The following is a 20,440-nucleotide window of genomic DNA, read 5'->3' as shown; positions in this document are numbered from 1 at the left end:
CCGGAGAAAACGATGACCACTGAAGTTAAAAACTATCACATTCTTCTCTATGGCTCTCCTGATGGCTATCAGACCAACCGTGCCCAGATTGCACTTTACGGGCCAGGTGGAGCTGTCGCCGGTTACATCAGGTTCAATGATCCGGGGATGCTTTTTGAAAATGACAGCCAGTCGGGAAGCACTATCTTGATGCATCTGCCATCATCCATGTTTCAGAGTGTGCTTGACGTGCTGCGAAACGAAAAACCGGTCTATATCTATTTTGCCCAGGGGAGAGGTTTTCTTTCGACATCAACCGAGCCGGTGGGAGAGGGGGAGTAACCAAAATGACCAGAGATATGAACAATACCATAGAAACAATCCTCAGGCGACGGAGTATCCGCGCTTACGAGCCGCGGCAGGTTGAAGAAGATGCGCTGAACACCATTCTCCAGGCAGGACAGTATGCTCCGAGTGCCATGGGTCAGCAGCCATGGCATTTTACGGTAATCGAGCATCACGACAAGCTTGAAACCTTGCAGAGTGCGTGTAAAAATGTTTTTCTCTACTCTGACAATGCAGCACTCCGCGAAACGGCAGCCAAGGATGGTTATCATGTCTTTTACCATGCGCCGATGCTTCTCATCATCTCCGCCGACAGCTATGCCGTTGCTCCCAGGGAGGATTGTGTGCTCGCCATGGAAAATATGCTGCTTGCTGCCGCCTCCCTCGGTATCGCTTCCTGCTGGGTCCATTCACCCATCATCCTCTACCAGAGTGCCGGTGGTCCCCAGACTTTTGCTGAAATCGGCGTGCGGTTCCCGGAGGGTCATCAACCCTATGCTTCAGCTGTTTTCGGTTACAGTGCCCTGCCCTGGCCGGATGCCGCACCAAGAAAACCCGGCACGGTTACCCGGATAGCGTAAAGGGTTACCCGTCTGTTTGTTTACCTGTTCAGGCCTCGGAGTTAAGAGGCAGGGAGAGATTGCCCGGTATCATCTCGTCGATGTTGCTGACAGGAATGAAAAAGCGGTTCATCGGCGTATTTTCAGTCCTGCTGTGCAATATTCCCCGAGCCGCACCTGAAGTGAGTGTTGCGAGATGGCCGGCAAAGTTTTTTGGAAGCGTTAAAAAGCCCTGCTCTTCGCTGCAGAAAAGGTTCCAGGATTCAGGGTCAATGGCAAAGACACATCCGGCTTCAATGGTGATGAAGGGGATATTCTCCTGGTGAAAGGTGGTTTTAAAGAGCACTTTAAGCAGGTTCTGGCTGCTCTGTATGCCAAAATCGAGACCGGCACTCATGGTTACCGGTTTTTCCTCACTATAGAGATCCATAGAGAGATCAAGCTGCTCGGTTGTAATCTGGACAAGCGCAAAATTAACCTGTCGGCTGTTGTTTTCAGGCATGGTGTTTCTTTAAGGTGTGCTGATGCTGGTAAGGAACAGTTCGCTCTTTTTGCTGAGCGGGAAGAAAATATGGAATATATCTGAAAGTGCTCTTTATTTGTTTTCCTGCTGAGGATTATAACTGTTGGATTGCTGAATTCTTTCCGTATGGTTATGTTACTGTCCAAAGTCCGGCGTGCCCTTGTAATGATTTCTCCCTATCGCAGTTGCCATGCGTGAGTTAATCCTGCCCTCTTTTTTCGAATCCAATGTCCCACTCAGGGAGCGGGGCTATTATGCCATTGGCGGCACAGCCCGTTATCTTGCCCGGCCCGAAAGCATCGCTGATCTTGCAGCGCTTCTCTTCTGGAACCGCGAGCACCGGCTTCCTCTTGCCATTATGGGAAAAGGGAGCAACATCATCTTTTCCGATGAGGATTTTCCCGGGATTGTACTCTCTCTTGAAGGGATGCAGAGGATCAGCTGGCTCTCTGAAGAGGAGCTCCTCTGTGAAGCGGGAGCTGACAACACCCTTATTGCCGAAGAGCTGCTGAAAAGCGCAAGGAGCGGCGGGGAGTGGCTCTACCGTCTTCCCGGTCAGATAGGATCAACCGTCAGAATGAATGCCCGCTGTTTCGGCGGCGAAGTTTCAGTGATCACCGCAGGGATTCTGACGCTCTCGCTGGACGGCCGGCTCTCCTGGAAGCCGCCCGAAGAGGTCTTTCACGGCTACAAGCATACCTCCCTGATGGAGAACCCGGAAATTGTGATTGCGGTTTTGCTCCGTTTTCCCGCACAGAACCGGCAGGAGGAGATCCGGCGTCAGATGCAGGCGCATGAGCTGGAGCGGGCTCAAAAGCATCATTTCGATTATCCGAGCTGCGGATCCACCTTCAAGAACAACTATGAGGCCGGCCGTTCAAGCGGCAGGATTTTTGAGGAGCTCGGCTTCAAGGGCGCCGTTGAAGGCGGTGCCATGGTCAGTCGGCATCATGCCAACTTTATCTACAACACGGGAGGAGCAACGGCTGTTGATGTGCTCCGGTTAGCCTCGCGCATGAAATCCGTCGCCCTGGAGCAAGCCGGTATCACTCTCGATCTTGAAGTGCAGTGCATCGGACGTTTTGAGCAAACACTGCTTGACTCCTGTGGTGTCGACTGTAAGCCGGACCGGAGTGATCCCGCTAAAGGGTGGGCCGGACTTCTCTCCTGCCCGGATGATGATGATCCTTTGCCGCCGCACTTTCCCCGGACTCTCCTCAACGGCCCGATTGTCGGCTACTCCGCTCTTGATCGTGAGCTGCCTGCCACGGCTTTTGTTAAGGTGACTCAGCTCCGTTCACTTGCTGATGGAGCCTCCGATCCCGAAGCTCCCTTTCTTCGCTGGACAACCATGCACACCGACCCGGAACTCTTTGCCTGTAAACCGCCCAAAACCGGCCATGGGGGCACTTTTGTTGACGGTTTGTGGCAGTATGGGGTCTCCGAACTCTTTATCGGTGAAGGGGGTGCCGGAGAGGGATATCTTGAATTTGAAATGACACCGGAAGGGCACTGGGTGGCGCTACGATTTGAGGGGCCGAGAAAAAGGGCGGTGGGGTACACCGAACTTTCGGCGGATCCCTGGAATCGCGGTTTGCAGCAGGTACATGATGAGGCGGTGTTCGGTCTGGAGTTCACCTACGCTCTGCTGCAACCCTTTCTTGCTGGCGGGAGACTCTCCCTGCAGTGCGCTCTGTCAACGGGAAGGGGGGAGTACGGACTCTTTCCCTGGTGGAACAATCCGAAAAAACCGGCCGATTTTCATCAGCCGGACCGGTTTTTCAGGGTAATGCTCTCTTGACTTGCTTTTACGGTTACAGATCAGCAGCCGGCATGCGGGAGACCTCTTCAGCCGTGAATACCGGTCCCTCCTTGCAGACATAGATTGAACCGACATTGCAGCGGCCGCATTTGCCGAGTCCGCACTTCATTCGGTTTTCAAGGGTTGTATAGACATTTGACTCATCAAAGCCGAGCTTTTTGAGCGAAATCAGGGTGAACTTGATCATGATGGGCGGCCCGCAGAGCACGGCAACACAGTTGTCGGGCGATGGAGCAGCCTCTTCAAGCACGGTCGGCACAAATCCGATACGATGCTTCCAGTCGGGCGACTCTCCACCCGGATCAACCGCCAGTACCAGCTCCACATCGTCGCGCTGCATCCACTCCTCAAGTTCATGCTTGTAAACCAGATCAGCTACGGTGCGGGCGCCATAGACAATGGTCACCTTGCCGAATTTCTCGCGCTGGTCAAGGCATGACCAGATAACGCTTCTGGTGGGAGGAAGGGCAATACCTCCGGCTATGAAGAGCAGGTTCTTGCCGTAGAACTCCTCAAGCGGAAAGCGGTTGCCGTAAGGCCCCCGGAAGGTTACAAGGTCGCCGATATCGGCGCGCGCAAGCGCCGAGGTTACTCTCCCCGACTCACGAAATGTGCACTCGATGTACTCCTTGCGGGTCTCCGGACTTGCCACGCAGAAGGTGCTCTCGCCCTCTCCGTAAACACCGTAGAGACCGAACATGCCGGTACGGTAGGTCTCCTTGAAGAGCTCATGATCGGCCGGGTCCTGAAACTCCAGCTTCATGGTTCTTACACCGGGCGCTTCGTCGCGGCGGTCGACGATTTTCATGGTGGCCGGCTTGTAGATGTTCTGTGCCGCGTTGTGGTTGTTTTCTGTCACTGCGATAATTTTGAGATCTCTTGTAAAGTTTCTGTTATTCCCATGTCAACCGGGCACTCTCTGGTGCATCGGCCGCATCCGCTGCAGCTGTTTGCACTGAACTTCCCGGGAAAATAGTTGAACTTGTGCATGATGCGCTGGCGCCAGCGGGCAGACTGCGTTGAGCGGGGGTTATGACCCGATGTATGCATGGTAAAGAGTGCAAAGGAGCAGCTGTCCCAGTTTTTGCGTCTGATACCCTCAAAACTGCCCCCTTCGTCCTGGATGTCAAAACAGTGACAGGTCGGACAGAGGTAGGTACAGGAGCCGCAGCCGATACACCGGGCCGAAATCTCCTTCCAGAACCGGCTCTCGAAGTTTTCAGGGTTTTTCAGCCACTCGGCACAGGCATCGGCGTTGAACTTTTCCGGTACCGTGACGGTAGCAGCTGCGGGATCGGAACCCTCCTGAAGCAGGTCGGCAACGCTCTTGAACGCTTCGCGTCCGCGATCTGTCAGCTCCTCAACCTGCCACCCTTTATTGTTCTCAAGGGGACGCAGCAGGATATCGGAACCTTTGGTGCTGTCAGGCGAAAGCTTCAGGGAGGTGCACATGCAGAACTCGTCGGCTTTGGTACAGGCGATGGTCACAATCACCGACTCGTTGCGCCGCTGAAACCAGTACTCGTCCTTGTAATCCCATCCGAACAGCGGATCGTCGATAGCGAGTCCTGAAGCATCACACGCCCGTGCGCCGAAGATGATGCGGGGGCCGGAAGGGGGGAGGAACTCATCAGTGTTGATTTCCGCTTTGGTAATGGCGTAACGCAACATCGGTTCGCTCTGCGGAAAGAAGAGCTCCTTGATTGAACGGTCGGTGAGAACCAGATTGAGATCAAGCTCCGAAGCGGATTTAACCGCGTCGTATACCGAACTGTTGGCCCTCTGAACAGGACCGATTACCGTCATGCCTGCCGAGCGCCATCGTTCGACACAACTGTCCAGTTTATCGGTAAAAAGGATTTTAGTCATACGCGTTGGTTACTTAGAGAATGAATGTCTCGGAATCGTCCTTTTTGAAACTTGCAAGCACCGGTTCCTGGGTTTTGCTGGTACCGGCGAAATGGTTGAAAGAGTCCAGCACCTCCTGGGCCATCTTCCGGTTGATGAGGCGGAGCGGAATGTTGACCGGGCAGGCCCTGTCACAGTTGCCGCACTCTACGCACCGGCCGGAGAGGTGAAATGCCCGGACGATATTCCATTCGAAATTTCCGAGTGTATGGGATGAGGTGTTGACCCACTGCGGCTGATTGCTGTCCACAATACAGCGGCGGCAGTAGCACATCGGGCATGCCTGGCGACAGGCATAGCACTTGATGCACTTTGAAAACTCCTCCTGCCAGAAGGCAAAGCGCTCCTCGGGGCTCATCTTCTCAATCTTTTCCAGCAGCTCCCTGCCGTCAACATCAGGAGTGCTCTCCTTCAGTGCACCGAGAAGATCGGTAAAATCATCGACCGAACTGCCCTGGAGCGACTTCAGCTCCCCCTTTGGAAGGTCAAATCCGATAATGACGACCTGCAGCGGATCAAGCTGGGCCTCGGCAGCCAGCACATTCAGGGCGCGGATACCTTCGGGGCGGAGAAAAACAGCGACACGCTTCTCATCGCTCAGGAGCCCTTCGGTAACCAGATAACCGGAGAGGTTGGCGATGCAGGCACTGTCCAGCACAAGCCGTTCGGTCTCATCAGGAGAGGTGATAAAAATGGGACGACGGCGCTCAGCGGTAGTGCCCGCACCATAACCGATAACCATTTTCACCTCACCGGCTGAAAGAAGCTCTTTTGCCCTCGTTCTGTATTGTTGCTCGATACTCATTGCGTAATGTTGATTATTAGAGTGAAGCCTGGGCCTGGGTCTCTTCGATCAATTTGTGGTACTGATCAAACGGACCGAGTTTACGGATATCTTCAGTGATATTGTTGATGAGATCGGCAAACTTGAGACCCTCGGCAGCACTGATCCATGAGTACTTGATCCTCTCCTCGGGAATACCGGTAAAGGAGAGCAGGGCGCGAAAAACCATCCAGCGGCGCCGGGCGTGATAGTTGCCGTGGGTGAAGTGACAGTCACCGGGGTGGCAGCCGCTTATGAGAATGCCGTCGGCCCCTTTTTGCAGGGCCTTGAGAATAAACATCGGACTTATCCTTCCGGTGCAGGGAAGCCGGATAATACGCACATTGGGTGCATACTTCAGCCTGCTGGTTCCCGCCAGATCAGCTCCGGCATAGGTACAGTAGGTGCAGACAAAAGCCGTAATTTTCGGTTCAAATGGTTCACTCATCAGCTTACTCCTGTAGCAAATTTCTGTTCATTCACGAAAAAGAGTGCCTCTTTTCAGAGACCCATTACTTCAGCAAAGATCTGTTTTTCGGTAAATCCTGCCAGATCGATGCTGTTCGAGCGGCAGAAGGTGACGCATGTTCCGCATCCCTGGCAGAGGCCGGGATTGACCGATGCAACCCGTTTGATAACCTTTCCGGAGCGGTCCTTGATATCCTTTTTCTCGATCGCATCGTAGGGACAGGCAAGCACACAACCCCAGCACCCGGCGCAGGTCGACTCGTTGTTTACGGCAATAACCGGTTCACGCTCAAGCTTCTCCTTGCTGAAGAGCGCAAGCACCTTGGCTGCCGATGCCGATGCCTGGGCAACCGAATCGGGAATATCTTTCGGAGACTGGCATGCTCCGGCAAGGTAGATTCCGGCGGTTGACGACTCAACCGGACGAAGCTTGAGGTGTGCTTCATTGAAGAACCCGTACTCATCATAGCCGATACCGATGGTTTTGGCAAACTCCTTGGCATCAGGCTGGGCAATCATGGCTGTAGCAAGAACCACCATATCAGCGGCAATTTCAACCGGCTTGCCGAGCAGCGTATCAACTCCCCTCACCATCAGCTTGCCGTTTTCGAGCCACACCTTGCTGACTCGACCGCGCAGATAGCCGGCCTCATCCTCCTCAATAGCCCGTCGGGTAAACTCGTCATACCCCTTACCGGCGGCGCGGATATCCATATAGAAGATCCGGCTCTTGCCCCCATGAACCTTGTGAGCGTAGAGCATGGCATGTTTGGCGGTATACATGCAGCAGATCTTGGAGCAGTACTTTACCCCTTTGGAGGGGTCGCGTGATCCGGCACACTGGATAAAGACGACCGTCTCCGGCTCTTTTCCATCTGAAGGGCGCTGGATTTTTCCGGCTGTCGGACCGCTGGCGGAGGCCAGGCGCTCAAACTGGAGGCCGTTAATAACATCCTGATATTTTCCGTATCCATACTCGCCGTACAGGGCATTATTCTGAACCTGAAATCCGGTCGCAACCACGATGGCTCCGATCTCCAGATCCTCAAACTCATCCTGCATCTCGAAGTCGATACAGTCGAGCGGGCAGCTCTTGACGCAGATTTTGCACTTGCCGTTTTTAAAGTAGGTGCAGTTGTTCTTGTCGATGACCGGAATATTGGGGACTGCCTGGGCAAAAGGGGTGTAGATTGCTGTTCTTCTGCCGATTCCGCAGTCGAACTCGCTTGCGATTTTTTTTGATGGACACTTGGTTATACACTCTCCGCACCCGGTACAGGTGCTCTTGTTGACATAGCGGGCCTTCAGGCGAACCTTCACCTGGAAGTTGCCGATGTAGCCGTCAACACTCTCGATTTCGGCATAGGTAAGCAGGCGGATCTTGGGATGCTGGGCCGCTTCAACCATTCTCGGGGTCATGATGCACTGCGAGCAGTCAAGTGTCGGGAATGTTTCCGAAAGCTGGGCCATATGGCCGCCGAGAGAGGGCTCGCGTTCAACCAGCACAACCTCCTGACCGGCATTGGCAATATCAAGCGCAGCCTGGATACCGGCAATACCGCCGCCGATAACCAGCGCCCGGCGCGTAACCGGAACCTCGATGGGCTGCAGGGTATTGTTGCGTTTTACCTTCTCAACCATTGATCGCACAATGTCAATGGCCTTGTCGGTAGCTTTTTCACCATCATTGTGTACCCATGAACACTGTTCGCGGATGTTGGCGATTTCACACATGTAGGGGTTCAGACCAGCCTCGGCGCAGGCCTTGCGGAAGGTTGCCTCATGCATTCTCGGAGAGCAGGCCGCCACGACGACACCGGTAAGATTGTTGTCGCGTATCGCTTTTTTGACGCTCTCCTGACCGGGGTCGGAACAGAAATACTTGTATTCGATGGAAGAGGCTACACCGGGATGATCTCCCAGAGCTGAGGCAAGTCTTGTACAATCAACCTTCGCCGCGATATTTTCACCGCAGTGACAAATGAATACACCTATTTTCGACATGGTTCAATCGTTTAGAATGAAGCCGCATAACGGCACGGTACTGCAATGAAGCGGGTGACAGCAGCTCACTCCGGTTTCATCATTTTCAACAAGGCATGAAAATTCCCCGCAAGCCATCGCAGTTCTTGTGGATCGGGGATGATCGTCTCTGTCTTTCCGGTGATTCCGTCGTCTGATACGTATTGACTGTGCACTGAGCGGATAAGGCTCGCAAAGGTAATGCTATCAGTGTATTTCTGCAGGTACCCGGACATTTCCCGAAAACGTAATCGTCACTATCGGCCCTCCTACCCGGCCATGAAGGGGACCGGGGGAGAGCGGCTAACTTGCTGTTATCCGTTCAGAATTTCGATACAAGCTCAAGAGCAGGCACAAAATGTTTGCCGACGGCAACTTCGGAAGGTGCTGCACCGCAGGCGATAGCTACCAGCTCCGAAATATAGTAAACAGGCATCGGCTTCACATCACCGAATCGCTTGATCATGCTCTCCTGACGCATATCAAGGTTGGCCTGACAGAGAGGACAGGCAACAACAAATGCTTCAGCACCGTTTGCCGCTGCATTTCTGGCGATTTTATGCGTGAGATCCTCAACCAGATCCTGCTGGGCAAGCGTAAGGCCGGCTCCGCAGCACTCGATCTTGAATGCCCAGTCAACCGGTGAGGCACCAAGAGCCGAAACAATTGCCTCCATTTTATCCGGATTTTCAGGATCGTCAAAACCCATATCCTCCATTGGACGAACCAGAAGGCAGCCGTAATAACAGGCAAGATTGAGGCCGGTAAGCGGTTTTTTGACCCGTTTTTTAATCTCTTCCGGATCCATGGCTTCAAGCAGCTGGGTAACGCCGATGAACTGCGTGGTGCAGGCCGGTTCAATGCCGGTGATGGAGTGTACCTCCCGGCGCAGCGCCTCTGATTCCATCAGGGCTTTGCGCGTGGTGACCTGCCGGTTCTGGCAGGCAGCACAGGGAGCAAGGACAATATCAAGCCCCTGGGCCTCGGCGAGTACCTGATTGCGGGCAGGCAGAAGCAGGGAGAGTTTGTGGTTGGTTGCATGTGCCGATGTTGCTCCGCAGCAGTTCCAGTCCTCGATCTCCCTGAGGTTAAGACCGAGCAGTGAGCACATTTTTTTAACCGAAATACCGTACTCCTGTGCGGTACCGTCAAGCGAACAGCCGGGGTAGTAGCCGATAGTCATGCCGGGTTTGACCGAGAGGGGAGCATTCTCAACAAACTCCTTCTTTTTCGGGCGTCGTTTCGGTGCCGGTGAATGGGACTCCTCTTCGGAAGCGAGGAAAATTTTCTCTATCTGATCCTTTCCCTTGATTCCCCCTTTTCCGGTGAGCGTATGCATCGGATTGATCTTCCCCTGGGTGATCATCTTGACACCCGGTACGGCATCCTGGAGGAAGGTTCTTGTGCGGAGTTTGTAGCTGTTGACCAGTGAAAGCTCCTGAAGACGGCCGTGTTTGCGCACGTTTTTCAGGAATGAGACATGAAATGCGGTAACCAGTTTTTTTGATCGCTCCTCTGAGACAATGTTCTTCTCAAGAGCCATCGCCCTGAGTGAGTCCATTGTGGCGGCGATATCAAGATTCTGCGGACATCGGGATGTACAGGTCATGCACCCGAGACAGTACCAGAGCGCATCGCTTCTCAGAGCATCCTCAACGTAGCCTGCCTGCACCAGACGCATGATCCTTGCAGGGGGATTATCCATAACTCCGCCCGCCGGACATCCAGCCGTACATTTTCCGCACTGGTAGCAGCAGTTGTAGTCGTTCCCGGTGGACTCCTCAAGTTGATGCTTGAGCGCGTCCGTTTCTGTCATGTTGATTTTTGACACGTGGTATATGTTGCTTTTCGTGGAGCGGGGAGCTAAATGGCACAAACATGGTATGTTACACAAAAATACAATAATGTCAAATTTTTATGCCTGTTTTATTCCATGCAGCCATCACTTTTCACTATGTGTAAAAGAACTACGGTAAACGGGTTTTGGTAAAGCGCCAGTAACAATTGTTAAAAACAGAATCCGTAGTATAACAGTTTCCGTTATATCTTCTATAGTACAAAAAAGCGGACAAAAAAAATCCCTAAATCATGTCAAGGGACTATTTTTTTTATCCGTACTGCTGCATGGAGAGCAGAGAGACAAGTGAAGGGTGAAAAATATTCAGAGCGCATTGATATGATACTCTTTTTGCTTATGATAACAGTGATATTTCCTTTTTGTATCATGAATTATTTTTTGACAAGCCTATGTTCGACGAAATAGAGTTTGACAAGATCAAACGACTTCCGAAATATGTTTTTGCTGCGGTCAATGAGCTGAAGATGGCAGAACGGCGTGCGGGTGAGGATGTTATCGATTTTTCCATGGGTAATCCTGACGGCCCCACTCCGCAGCATATTGTGGACAAGCTTGTCGAGAGCATCAATAAACCACGGACACACGGCTATTCGGTCTCAAAAGGGATCTACAAGCTCCGCGGAGCGGTAGGAACCTGGTACAGGCAGAAGTACAATGTTGATCTCGATCTTGATCGTGAAGTTGTTGCCACGATGGGCTCCAAGGAAGGTTATGTCCACCTTGTCCAGGCAATCACCAATCCCGGCGATCTGGCTATGGTGCCTGACCCCTGTTATCCGATCCACTCCCAGGCATTTATTCTTGCCGGCGGCAATGTGCACCGTCTGAAACTTGAACTGAACGATGATCTGACGCTTGATGAGGCGGGCTTTTTTCGCAACATTGAAAAAGCGCTGCGCGAATCATCTCCGAAGCCGAAATTTCTTGTGGTTAATTTTCCGAACAATCCGACAACGGCAACCGTAGAACTTCCTTTCTATGAAAAGCTGGTCGATATTGCCCGCCAGGAGCGTTTCTACATTATCAGTGATATTGCCTATGCTGAATTGACCTACGACGGCTATGTCACCCCTTCTATTCTGCAGGTTCCGGGAGCCAAGGATGTGGCGGTCGAGAGCTATACCCTGTCGAAAACCTACAATATGGCCGGGTGGCGTGTCGGCTTTATGGTCGGCAATGCCAAACTGATCGGGGCGCTTGAAAAGATCAAGAGCTGGCTCGACTATGGCACCTTTACCCCCATCCAGGTCGCCTCAACCATCGCCCTCACCGGAGACCAGAGCTGTGTGCACGAGATCAGCGAAGTCTATCGCAAGCGGCGTGACGTTTTAGTGAAAAGCTTTGAAAATGCGGGCTGGCCGGTTGTCTCTCCGCGTGCGAGCATGTTTGTCTGGGCTCACATTCCCGAGCCCTTCCGTCACCTTGGAAGCCTTGAATTCAGCAAGAAGCTGTTGATGGAGGCCAAGGTTGCCGTCAGTCCCGGCATCGGGTTCGGTGCCTATGGTGATGAGTATGTACGTGTGGCGATGATTGAGAACGAAGAGCGCATCCGCCAGGCCGCCCGCAACATCAAGAAGTTTCTTCGAACGCCTGAAATGTGAACGTCAGATGGGCACCTCCTATAAAATCGAAGCGAGTAACAGATTTATAGCGGTGCCCGTGCGTTACTCTTCACGCTCCAGTTCGAAAATCTCTCCTATAGCGAGCTGAATCGCATCTGCGACCATACCCGCCGAGACCAGGCTGGCAATATCTCCGGCAAGGTCTCCGGCACGACCGTGGAACCATGCTCCGGCAGCCGCAGCGTTGAAGAGATCAGCGCCTTTGGCTGCAAGGGCGGCAATAATGCCCGCAAGCAGATCTCCAGTGCCCGCAGTTGCAAGGGCTTCTGTGCCGCTTGTATTCACGAGTACCGAACCTTCCGGATTGGCAATGACTGTGGGACTCCCTTTAAGCAGGAGGTTTACCCCGAAACTTGTGGCAACGGCTTTTGCGGTCTCAATGGGATTGCGGGCAATCTCTTCTGCGGAAAGTCCACAGAGACGGCTGAGTTCGCCGTAGTGCGGTGTCAGCAGCACCTCACCGGAGAGGTTCAGGAGAGACTCAGTGCCGATTACCGAGAGAGCATAGAGGGCGTCTGCATCAAGAATGAGCTTCTTTGCAGTGAGCGCATCACTTTCGAGCAGTTTCCCCAGCAACTCGATCGCATCCCGGTCCCGGCCGATTCCGCAACCCACAAGGATTGCGTCCGCCCAGCGGGCTTTTTCGGCAATTGAGTCCATATCCCTTCCGATGACCACAACTTCCGGCAGAGCAGTGTGCATGGCTCCGGCAAGCGCAAGCGGCATGCTGATCGCGACATATCCCGCCCCGGTTTTAAGCGCACCCCTGGCGGCCAGAATTGCCGCACCGAGCATGGAGCTCTCTGTACTCTGTGAACCGGCAATGATCAGCACCCGGCCATTGGTGTGTTTGGCACTTGATGGCTCTCTGAGTATGAACTGTTCGGCGGCGAACTCCTTGTCTGTAAGCCGTGCGCAGGCGCGTTCAGCAAGAAAGCCGGGGATGGAGATCTCCGCAACATGGAGCTCTCCCGAGCACTCCGGCCCCTCGTTCAGGAAAAAGCCGGTTTTCAGAAATGCCATGGTAACGGTCGCATCTGCCACGACAACCGGCGTTGCCGCTATGCCTGTCGTTGCGTCAAGCCCGGAAGGAATATCAACGGCTATAACAGGAGCCCCGCTCTCTATGCGGAGTGCGTTGAGAAGCTCTATACCTGAAGAGAGGGGAGCAGCAAGCTCCATTGACCCGGCCTCAAGGCGCAGTCCGGTTCCGGTGATGGCGTCAACAAGGGCGTCGTAGGACCCCTCTGCGGCAAACGGCAGGGCCTCCTCAAGGCTGTGAAAGATGCGCAGGGGAGTATCGAAGGTTTCGTAGGCTTTGAGAATTGCAAGCCCTTCCCGGTTGATGCCGCTCAGCAGGGATTCCGGATAGAGCAGGATGAGATCGACCGAAGCGTCAAGGTTGAGCAGATGGCGGGCAAGTACAAAACCGTCCCCGCCGTTGTTGCCTTTGCCGGCCACCACCAGAAAGGATGTTCCGGCAAGGGAGTCTCTCTGGAGGGTTTCTGAGATCATGCGGAGACATTCCCGACCGGCCAGCTCCATAAGACGGGTTTCGCCGATATGGAGCTCTTCGATTGCCTTCCTGTCGGCTTTTTGCATCTCAAGAGCAGTCAGAACTGGCAGCATAACAGGTCTCCTTTTCTTGTTTAAAGGTCAGCTCTCTTGATTGTCCGTAATCCTAAAGTTCGTCGAGGTGCAGCGCATGCTCCAGCGAATGGTAGTAGGCTCCGGCAAGTTCTGCGGTGGTGAAGTGCAGGATCTCCTGGCCGTTCACGGCTATGGTTGCAGTTCCGGGCACTACCTTTCCGATAACGCGCACCGGCACCTGATGTTTTACCGCCTCACTGATAACCTCTTTGGCCTTCTCGGGCGCGATACTTAAAAGTACCCGACCCTGTGCCTCGGAGAAGAGTGCCCTCTGAATCCGGACCGGACTTGTTTCAGCCGCTTCAATATTTACGCTGAAGCCGAGCGGCGCCTCTTCATTCATAATCGCTTTTTCAGCCAGGGCAACAAACAGACCGCCGTCGGAGATGTCGTGTGCGGAGTGCACCAGTTTTCCGGCAGCAAGCGCTACAAGCAGCTCCTGCACCTTTTTTTCATGCTGCAGATCAACCGGGGGAGCATCCTCACCGGGAGTTCCGTACTGCATGACCAGGTACTCTGAACCCTCAAGCGTGAGATCAGGCTCTCCAAGCAGCAGGATGGCATCGCCCTGATGGGTGAAGGTGGAGCCGACAAGGTTGTCGATATCATCAAGCAGACCGATCATGCCGATGGTCGGAGTCGGGTAGATGGCTGTACGTACGCCGCCGATGGATGATTCGTTATAGAAACTCACATTGCCTCCGGTAACCGGAGTGTTGAATACCCGGCATGCTTCGCCCATCCCCTCAACCGATGTCTTGAACTGGAAGTAAACTTCGGGTTTGTAGGGGTTTCCGAAGTTCAGGCAGTTGGTGATGGCCAGCGGTTTGGCACCCGAACAGGCGATGTTTCTGGCGCATTCGGCAACAGCTATCCGGCCTCCTTTTGCGGGGTTGAGGTAGACATAGCGGGCGTTGCAGTCTGTTTTCATTGCCAGCGCCTTCTTTGTGCCCTTGATGCGGATCACTGCCGCATCGGTATGGCCGACCGGCGTAACGGTATTGGTCTGCACCATGGAGTCATACTGATGGTAGACCCACTGTTTGCTTGCGATATTGGGGCGCGAAAGCAGTTCAAGGGTGAGCGCGCGGAAGTCTAAATTTTTGTCATCCTGAAGCTTTGCCGCCGCTGTGTCGGGCCTCTTTTCAACGGCCTCACGGATATAGACCGGTGCTCCGCCTCCCAGAACGAGCGATTCAGCCGGAATTTCCGCGACCACTTTGCCATGCTGGCTGACACGAAGCAGGTTGTCACTGGTGACGCGGCCGATTACAATCGCCAGAACATCCCATTTGCGGTAGACCTCGATAATCTTCTCTTCAAACCCTTTTTCGGCCACAATCAGCATCCGCTCCTGAGACTCGGAGAGCATGATCTCGTAGGCGCTCATTCCGGCCTCACGGATCGGTACAAGGTCCAGATCGATCTCGATGCCGCCGGAACCGGTCTTTTCAATGCCCCGTGCGCTCATCTCGGAGGTGGAGCTGGTGATGCCCGCCGCACCCATATCCTGCAGGCCGACTACATAGCCGGTGGCAATGGCTTCAAGAGTGGCTTCAAGCAGCAGCTTTTCAGCAAAAGGATCGCCGACCTGAACGCTCGGACGCTTGTCTTCCGATGCCTCACTCAGATCTTCCGATGCAAAGGTTGCGCCGTGGATGCCATCCCGTCCGGTTGATGACCCGACGATCAGCACAGGATTGCCCTCTCCGAGAGCGGTTGCACTGACGGTTTTGTGGTGCTCGACAATACCGACCGACATGGCATTGACCAGCGGATTGCCGGTGTATCCCTCTTCAAAATAGATCTCTCCGCCGACCGTCGGTACACCGAAGGAGTTACCGTAATCACCGATACCGCGCACCACGCCGTCTACCAGATAGCGGACATGCGGGTCTTTGGGCGAGCCGAACCGGAGCGAGTTGAGCGAGGCGACCGGCCGGGCTCCCATGGTGAAAATATCGCGGTGAATCCCCCCGACACCGGTAGCGGCGCCCTGGTAGGGCTCCACGGCGGAGGGGTGGTTGTGTGACTCGATTTTAAAGGCAACGGCAAGGTTGTCGCCGATATCGACCAGACCGGCATTCTCCTCGCCGGCGCTCGTAAGCAGGGCCCCGCCCTCCCTTGGAAGGGTTTTAAGTACTGCTATGGAGTTTTTATAGCTGCAGTGTTCCGACCACATGACCGAGAAGATTCCCAGTTCGGTAAAGGTAGGGGTTCTTCCGAGAATGGTGCATATTTTGCCGTACTCTTCAGCATTGAGTCCATGTTCTTCAGCAAGAGCATGGGTGACGTCCAGTTCAGTGTGTTTCATGGTTACCGGTAAACGTTATCTGGGGGTCAGGGCTGCTGGCCGTGACAGTTTTTATATTTCTTTCCGCTTCCGCAGGGGCAGAGGTCATTTCTGCCCGGTTTTTTATCGACTACAACCGGCTGCTGAAGACTTTCGTGAGGTTCTTCACCTGCAACGCCGGTACCCGGCTCAATTTCGTATGATGCGGTGTAGACGCTCTGGGCCTCATCATGCTGTGCCACAAGCCGGTCAAGATTTCCGGCGGCCTGCCGCTGGCGCTCTTCAATTTCCCGCGCCTCATCCGGATTGATGGGGAAGAGCTTGAAGGCAAGCGAGAGGGTTTCAAGTTCGATCTCACGAAGCATTTCGATAAAGAGCTTGTAAGCCTCCTGCTTGTACTCGAGAAGCGGGTCTTTCTGGCCGTAGGCGCGCAGATTGATGCCCTCGCGCAGCGAGTCGATCTCGCGCAGGTGCTCTCGCCACTTCTGGTCGATAACGGAGAGAACGGCATACTTCTCGATCTGCTGCATGATCTCCTCCGCCATCGCCTCCTCCTTTCGGCGGTAGAAGGCCAGGGCTGCGTCGTAGAGCTTTCCGGCTGTGATCTCAATACCGTCACGTTCAAACTCGTCACGATCGGGCTTGAACTCGATGGAGAGCTCGCGCATCACCTCCTCCTCAAGCGCAGCAACATCAAAATGGCGGTGATGATTTTTGATGACCGTCTCGCAGTAATCCTTCAGGAGGTCGAGGATGTCACTGGTCAGGCGCTCCTTGACAAGGCCGTTTCTGCGGCGGGAGTAAATCACCTCGCGCTGCTGGTTGAGAACATCATCATACTCAAGCAACCGTTTGCGGATGGCAAAGTTCTGCTCCTCAACCTTCTTCTGGGCCCGTTCAATCGATTTGGTGATCATGGAGTGTTCAATTACATCACCCTCCTCGTGGCCGAGGCGATCCATCACCGAAATAACCCGGTCGGAACCGAAGAGACGCATCAGTTCATCCTCAAGGGAGACAAAAAAGACCGATTCGCCCGGATCTCCCTGCCGACCGGCACGGCCACGGAGCTGACGGTCAATGCGTCGTGACTCATGGCGTTCGGAACCGAGAATGAAGAGCCCGCCAAGCTCCTTTACGCCCGCACCGAGCTTGATATCGGTACCACGTCCGGCCATGTTGGTGGCAATGGTCACCGCACCTCTCTGCCCGGCTTCGGCGACAATGTCAGCTTCACGGTCATTCTGTTTGGCGTTCAGGACATTGTGGGGGATTTTTTTGGCACGAAGCATGCGTGAGATGGTCTCCGACACATCCACACTGGTGGTGCCAACCAGTACCGGCTGCCCCTTTTTCTGCAGCTCCTCAACCTTCAGCACCACGGCGTTGTACTTTTCACGCCGGGTTTTATAGACCAGATCGTCCGAATCCTTCCGGACAATGGCGGTGTTGGTCGGAATAACAACAACATCGAGCTTGTAGATTTCGTAAAACTCCGAGGCTTCGGTCTCAGCCGTACCGGTCATACCGGCAAGCTTCTTGTAGAGGCGGAAAAAGTTCTGGATGGTGACTGTCGCCATGGTCTGTGTTTCACCTTCAATCTTCACATTCTCCTTGGCTTCAATTGCCTGGTGCAGTCCGTCGCTGTACCGGCGGCCGGCCAGGATACGACCGGTGAACTCATCGACAATCATCACCTGACCGTTCTGTACCACATATTCATCGTCGCGTTCAAAGAGCGAGTAGGCTTTCAGAAGCTGGCTGATATTATGCAGCCGTTCGGAGCGGTCAGCGTAGAGGCGGTAGATGGCATCCTTTTTATGCACCTTCTCTGCGGTGCTGACCGCTGCATCGGATTCAACCGCTGCAACCTCGGTGCCGACATCGGGCAACATAAAGATATCGCTGTCCTGATGGCTCAGTTTGCTCAGAAATTCCCGTCCCTTGTCGGTCAGATCAATCGTACCGGCCTTTTCGTCAACAGCGAAGTAGAGCTCATCGTCAACCTCCTGCATCCGGCTTGCATTGTCCTTGAGATATTCGTTCTCGGTACCCTGCACCAGTTTGGCTACACCCTGCTGGGAGAGCATCTTGATGAATCGGGAGTTTTTTGGCTGTCCGCGCTTTACACGCAGAAGGGCAAGACCAGCATCACTGTCGCCGGGTTTTGTTTTCAACACCTTTTCGGCTTCCGAGAGGTATGATCCCACCAGTTGCTGCTGGGCACGAACCAAAAGTTCAATCCATGGCTTGATCTCCTGGAACTTGCTGTTGTCGGCATTGGGAACCGGACCGGATATGATGAGCGGAGTTCTGGCCTCATCAATCAGTACGCTGTCCACCTCATCAACAATGGCAAAGTAGAACTTCCGCTGCACCATCTCGTCCGGGGTTCCGGCCATGTTGTCGCGCAGATAGTCAAATCCGAATTCGTTGTTCGTACCGTAGGTGATGTCACAGTGGTACTGCTCCCTGCGCTGTTCCGGGAACATGGTGTTGAGAATAACACCTACCGTAATGCCGTGAAATTCAAAAACCGGGCTCATCCACTCCTTGTCCCTCTGGGCAAGGTAGTCATTGACCGTAACAACATGGACACCACGTCCGGTAAGGGCATTGAGAAAGACCGGAAGCGTGGAGACGAGGGTTTTGCCTTCACCGGTAGCCATTTCGGAGATTTTGCCGGAATGGAGCACCATTCCGCCGATCAGCTGAACATCGTAAGGCACCATATCCCAGGTGAACTCGCGTCCGACAACCGAATAGACATGGCCTTTGAGTCGCTTGCACGTCTCTTTGACCAGTGCAAAGGTTTCCGGCAGCACCTCATCAAGCACGGTTGCGGTTGCTTTTTCATACGCTTCATCAAGAGCATCAAGCTTGTCATTGATTGCATCAGCCTCTTCAAGGGTGATGTCGCTATTGTCAAGCTGCAGAAAGAGATTTTTTTTCTCGAGCTCGATCGGCTCAAGAACCGCGCGCACCCTCTTTTTCAGCTCCCGGCCCTTCTCTTTGAGCTGATCGTCACTCAGCGGGTTCAGGGAGGTATAGAGTTCATTGATACGGGTGATAACGGGCTGGATTTTTTTGATATCCTTGTCGTGCTTTGAGCCGAAGATCTTTTCAAAAATTTTCAACATGTACGGGGTTTTGTTCGCTCTTGAATTTCATTGATCAGAAAGGGGAAACAACGCACTTTTCGCTATATCCTTTCGTTCCTTAAGGTATTGAATTAGCTATTGAGAAAAAAGCGGGTTGCAACTAAAAAAAAAGGGAAGGAAAAAGAGCTGAAACGGCAGCCACAGCGCTGGCGAAACCGGGTTCCTGTTAATTAAAAAAACAATCAAAAGGAGTTCAGAGACGGCAGGGAAGCAGAGACAAAGCATACCTGTTCATTCCTCCAAAGTTAAACACACAGGCTTGAGCCTGCAAGGACTCAGCGGATTTGTAAACGTAATCCTGTCCACTGAGTCCATTTTGTCCACCATTTCTTCGTCCACCCCGTCCACGTTCTTCAATTTCTTTCCGTCTGTTTTGTGGTCAAACAGCTTTCTTTTTAATTCAGAATTCATAATCTCTTTCAATCCTGTCCACTGAGTCTACTTCTGTCCACCATTTCTTCGTCCACCCCGTCCACTTTCTTCTCGTTTGTTCCTCTTCAGTCATGCTTTCCTGCCGAGGCCAGCCCGGCAAAAAAATCCTTGAGATGGTGTGATCCGTAGGCGGGTGCGACATGGTCGAATTTGAGTGCCTCCACAGCAAAAGAGAGCAGATCCGCCAGATTGCGGTTAAAGAGCCCTGTAACCATGAGTGAGCCTTCGGCCAGCCACATCGGCATTGAGGTGATCCATGGGGATTTTCCGCATGCATGGAACGCCATCTCCATAACCGCTCTGAAGGTATAGATATCAGGGCCTCCGACGGGGATTTCCCGGCACTCGCCATCAGCGGCATCGGCACAGACAACCGCCAGATCAGCACCGTGGATCGGGTTGATTTTTTTCTCCCCCTCACCCACCATGAAGAGGTGCCCGCTGCGGGCCATCGAAAAGAATCTGCCCATATCGGAAAAATAGCCGTTCGGACGAATGACCGCCCAGGATAGACCCGAAGCCTTCAGGTCGGCAACAAAGCGCTCATGCGCCTTTATGGTCGGAATCTCAGGCATTTTATCCTGGTTGAAAACCGATACATAAATAAACCTTGACACCTTCTGGCCGATAGCCTGCTCAAGAATGCGACCGTTGCCGAGGTGATCAACATCGTAGCTTGTGAGTTTCGGATCGGGCGCCGTAAGGCCGAGAGCGGAAAAGACAATATCGACACCGTTGCATACACCTTCAATAGTTGCAGGATCAGTCACATCACCAATCACAATCTCGTCAACCAGATCATAGATTGCCGGTTCGCCATGAGGGCCTGCGGTTTTGATCTTCTCAGGGTTTCTTACCAGTGCGCGGATCCTGTAGCCCCGTTTACTGAACTCACTGACAGCGTATCTGCCGAGATATCCGGATGCGCCGGCGATCAGTACTCTTTTTGCAGCACTCATGATGCTTCTGCTCCT

At 53.5% G+C, this 20,440-nt stretch carries 15 protein-coding genes; 4 read left to right on the top strand and 11 right to left on the bottom strand.

What is annotated here, in order from left to right; translation table 11 throughout:
* The first annotated feature begins 12 nt into the window (after positions 1 to 12).
* Positions 13 to 321, top strand: a complete 309-nt coding sequence (locus CFERDRAFT_RS08575) for a hypothetical protein (RefSeq protein ID WP_006366822.1) — start codon at positions 13 to 15, stop codon at positions 319 to 321.
* Positions 322 to 338: 17 nt separating this feature from the next.
* Complete coding sequence (locus CFERDRAFT_RS08570) at positions 339 to 905, top strand: nitroreductase family protein (protein WP_050770667.1); 567 nt, start codon at positions 339 to 341, stop codon at positions 903 to 905.
* Between the two features lie 28 nt (positions 906 to 933).
* On the opposite strand, the gene CFERDRAFT_RS08565 is transcribed toward CFERDRAFT_RS08570, so the two are convergent.
* On the bottom strand, positions 934 to 1,386 hold the full coding sequence (locus tag CFERDRAFT_RS08565; protein ID WP_006366820.1) for a hypothetical protein: 453 nt from the start codon (positions 1,384 to 1,386) through the stop codon (positions 934 to 936).
* 211 nt (positions 1,387 to 1,597) lie between these two features.
* Here CFERDRAFT_RS08565 and murB point away from each other — a divergent pair, with 211 nt between their 5' ends.
* Positions 1,598 to 3,208, top strand: a complete 1,611-nt coding sequence (murB, locus tag CFERDRAFT_RS08560) for a UDP-N-acetylmuramate dehydrogenase (RefSeq protein WP_006366819.1) — start codon at positions 1,598 to 1,600, stop codon at positions 3,206 to 3,208.
* A gap of 13 nt (positions 3,209 to 3,221) precedes the next feature.
* Here the strand turns inward: murB and CFERDRAFT_RS08555 are convergent, their stop codons facing one another.
* From CFERDRAFT_RS08555 to CFERDRAFT_RS08525, 6 genes are all read right to left on the bottom strand, one after another.
* A complete protein-coding gene (locus CFERDRAFT_RS08555; RefSeq protein WP_040433557.1) occupies positions 3,222 to 4,037 on the bottom strand; it encodes an FAD/NAD(P)-binding protein in 816 nt (271 codons plus the stop codon).
* A 47-nt stretch (positions 4,038 to 4,084) separates the two neighbouring features.
* Positions 4,085 to 5,098, bottom strand: coding sequence for a 4Fe-4S dicluster domain-containing protein (locus CFERDRAFT_RS08550; protein WP_006366817.1), 1,014 nt, complete (start codon positions 5,096 to 5,098; stop codon positions 4,085 to 4,087).
* 13 nt (positions 5,099 to 5,111) lie between these two features.
* Entirely contained in the window at positions 5,112 to 5,942 is an 831-nt protein-coding gene (locus CFERDRAFT_RS08545) for a 4Fe-4S dicluster domain-containing protein (protein ID WP_006366816.1), read from the bottom strand.
* A gap of 16 nt (positions 5,943 to 5,958) precedes the next feature.
* Positions 5,959 to 6,408, bottom strand: a complete 450-nt coding sequence (locus tag CFERDRAFT_RS08540; protein ID WP_006366815.1) for a hydrogenase iron-sulfur subunit — start codon at positions 6,406 to 6,408, stop codon at positions 5,959 to 5,961.
* 53 nt (positions 6,409 to 6,461) lie between these two features.
* On the bottom strand, positions 6,462 to 8,432 hold the full coding sequence (locus tag CFERDRAFT_RS08535; protein WP_006366814.1) for a CoB--CoM heterodisulfide reductase iron-sulfur subunit A family protein: 1,971 nt from the start codon (positions 8,430 to 8,432) through the stop codon (positions 6,462 to 6,464).
* A gap of 340 nt (positions 8,433 to 8,772) precedes the next feature.
* On the bottom strand, positions 8,773 to 10,266 hold the full coding sequence (locus CFERDRAFT_RS08525; RefSeq protein WP_006366813.1) for a heterodisulfide reductase-related iron-sulfur binding cluster: 1,494 nt from the start codon (positions 10,264 to 10,266) through the stop codon (positions 8,773 to 8,775).
* Positions 10,267 to 10,697: 431 nt separating this feature from the next.
* Between CFERDRAFT_RS08525 and CFERDRAFT_RS08520 the strand changes: the two genes are divergently transcribed.
* A complete protein-coding gene (locus CFERDRAFT_RS08520) occupies positions 10,698 to 11,909 on the top strand; it encodes an LL-diaminopimelate aminotransferase (RefSeq protein WP_006366812.1) in 1,212 nt (403 codons plus the stop codon).
* A gap of 63 nt (positions 11,910 to 11,972) precedes the next feature.
* Here the strand turns inward: CFERDRAFT_RS08520 and CFERDRAFT_RS08515 are convergent, their stop codons facing one another.
* The 4 genes from CFERDRAFT_RS08515 to CFERDRAFT_RS08495 form a co-directional block, all read right to left on the bottom strand.
* The gene (locus tag CFERDRAFT_RS08515; protein ID WP_006366811.1) at positions 11,973 to 13,559 is read right to left on the bottom strand and encodes a bifunctional ADP-dependent NAD(P)H-hydrate dehydratase/NAD(P)H-hydrate epimerase; all 1,587 of its coding nucleotides are present in this window, start codon (positions 13,557 to 13,559) and stop codon (positions 11,973 to 11,975) included.
* Between the two features lie 52 nt (positions 13,560 to 13,611).
* Positions 13,612 to 15,894 (bottom strand): phosphoribosylformylglycinamidine synthase subunit PurL, encoded by a 2,283-nt coding sequence (gene purL, locus CFERDRAFT_RS08510; protein ID WP_006366810.1) that lies wholly within the window; start codon positions 15,892 to 15,894, stop codon positions 13,612 to 13,614.
* Between the two features lie 26 nt (positions 15,895 to 15,920).
* Complete coding sequence (gene secA, locus CFERDRAFT_RS08505) at positions 15,921 to 19,013, bottom strand: preprotein translocase subunit SecA (RefSeq protein ID WP_006366809.1); 3,093 nt, start codon at positions 19,011 to 19,013, stop codon at positions 15,921 to 15,923.
* A gap of 518 nt (positions 19,014 to 19,531) precedes the next feature.
* Positions 19,532 to 20,425, bottom strand: coding sequence for an SDR family oxidoreductase (locus CFERDRAFT_RS08495; protein ID WP_006366808.1), 894 nt, complete (start codon positions 20,423 to 20,425; stop codon positions 19,532 to 19,534).
* Positions 20,426 to 20,440: the final 15 nt, after the last annotated feature.

It is taken from the genome of Chlorobium ferrooxidans DSM 13031, assembly GCF_000168715.1.
Lineage (GTDB): Bacteria > Bacteroidota > Chlorobiia > Chlorobiales > Chlorobiaceae > Chlorobium > Chlorobium ferrooxidans.
The sequence above is the reverse complement of the archived record's forward strand: the minus strand, read 5'-3'. Positions and strand labels throughout refer to the sequence as shown.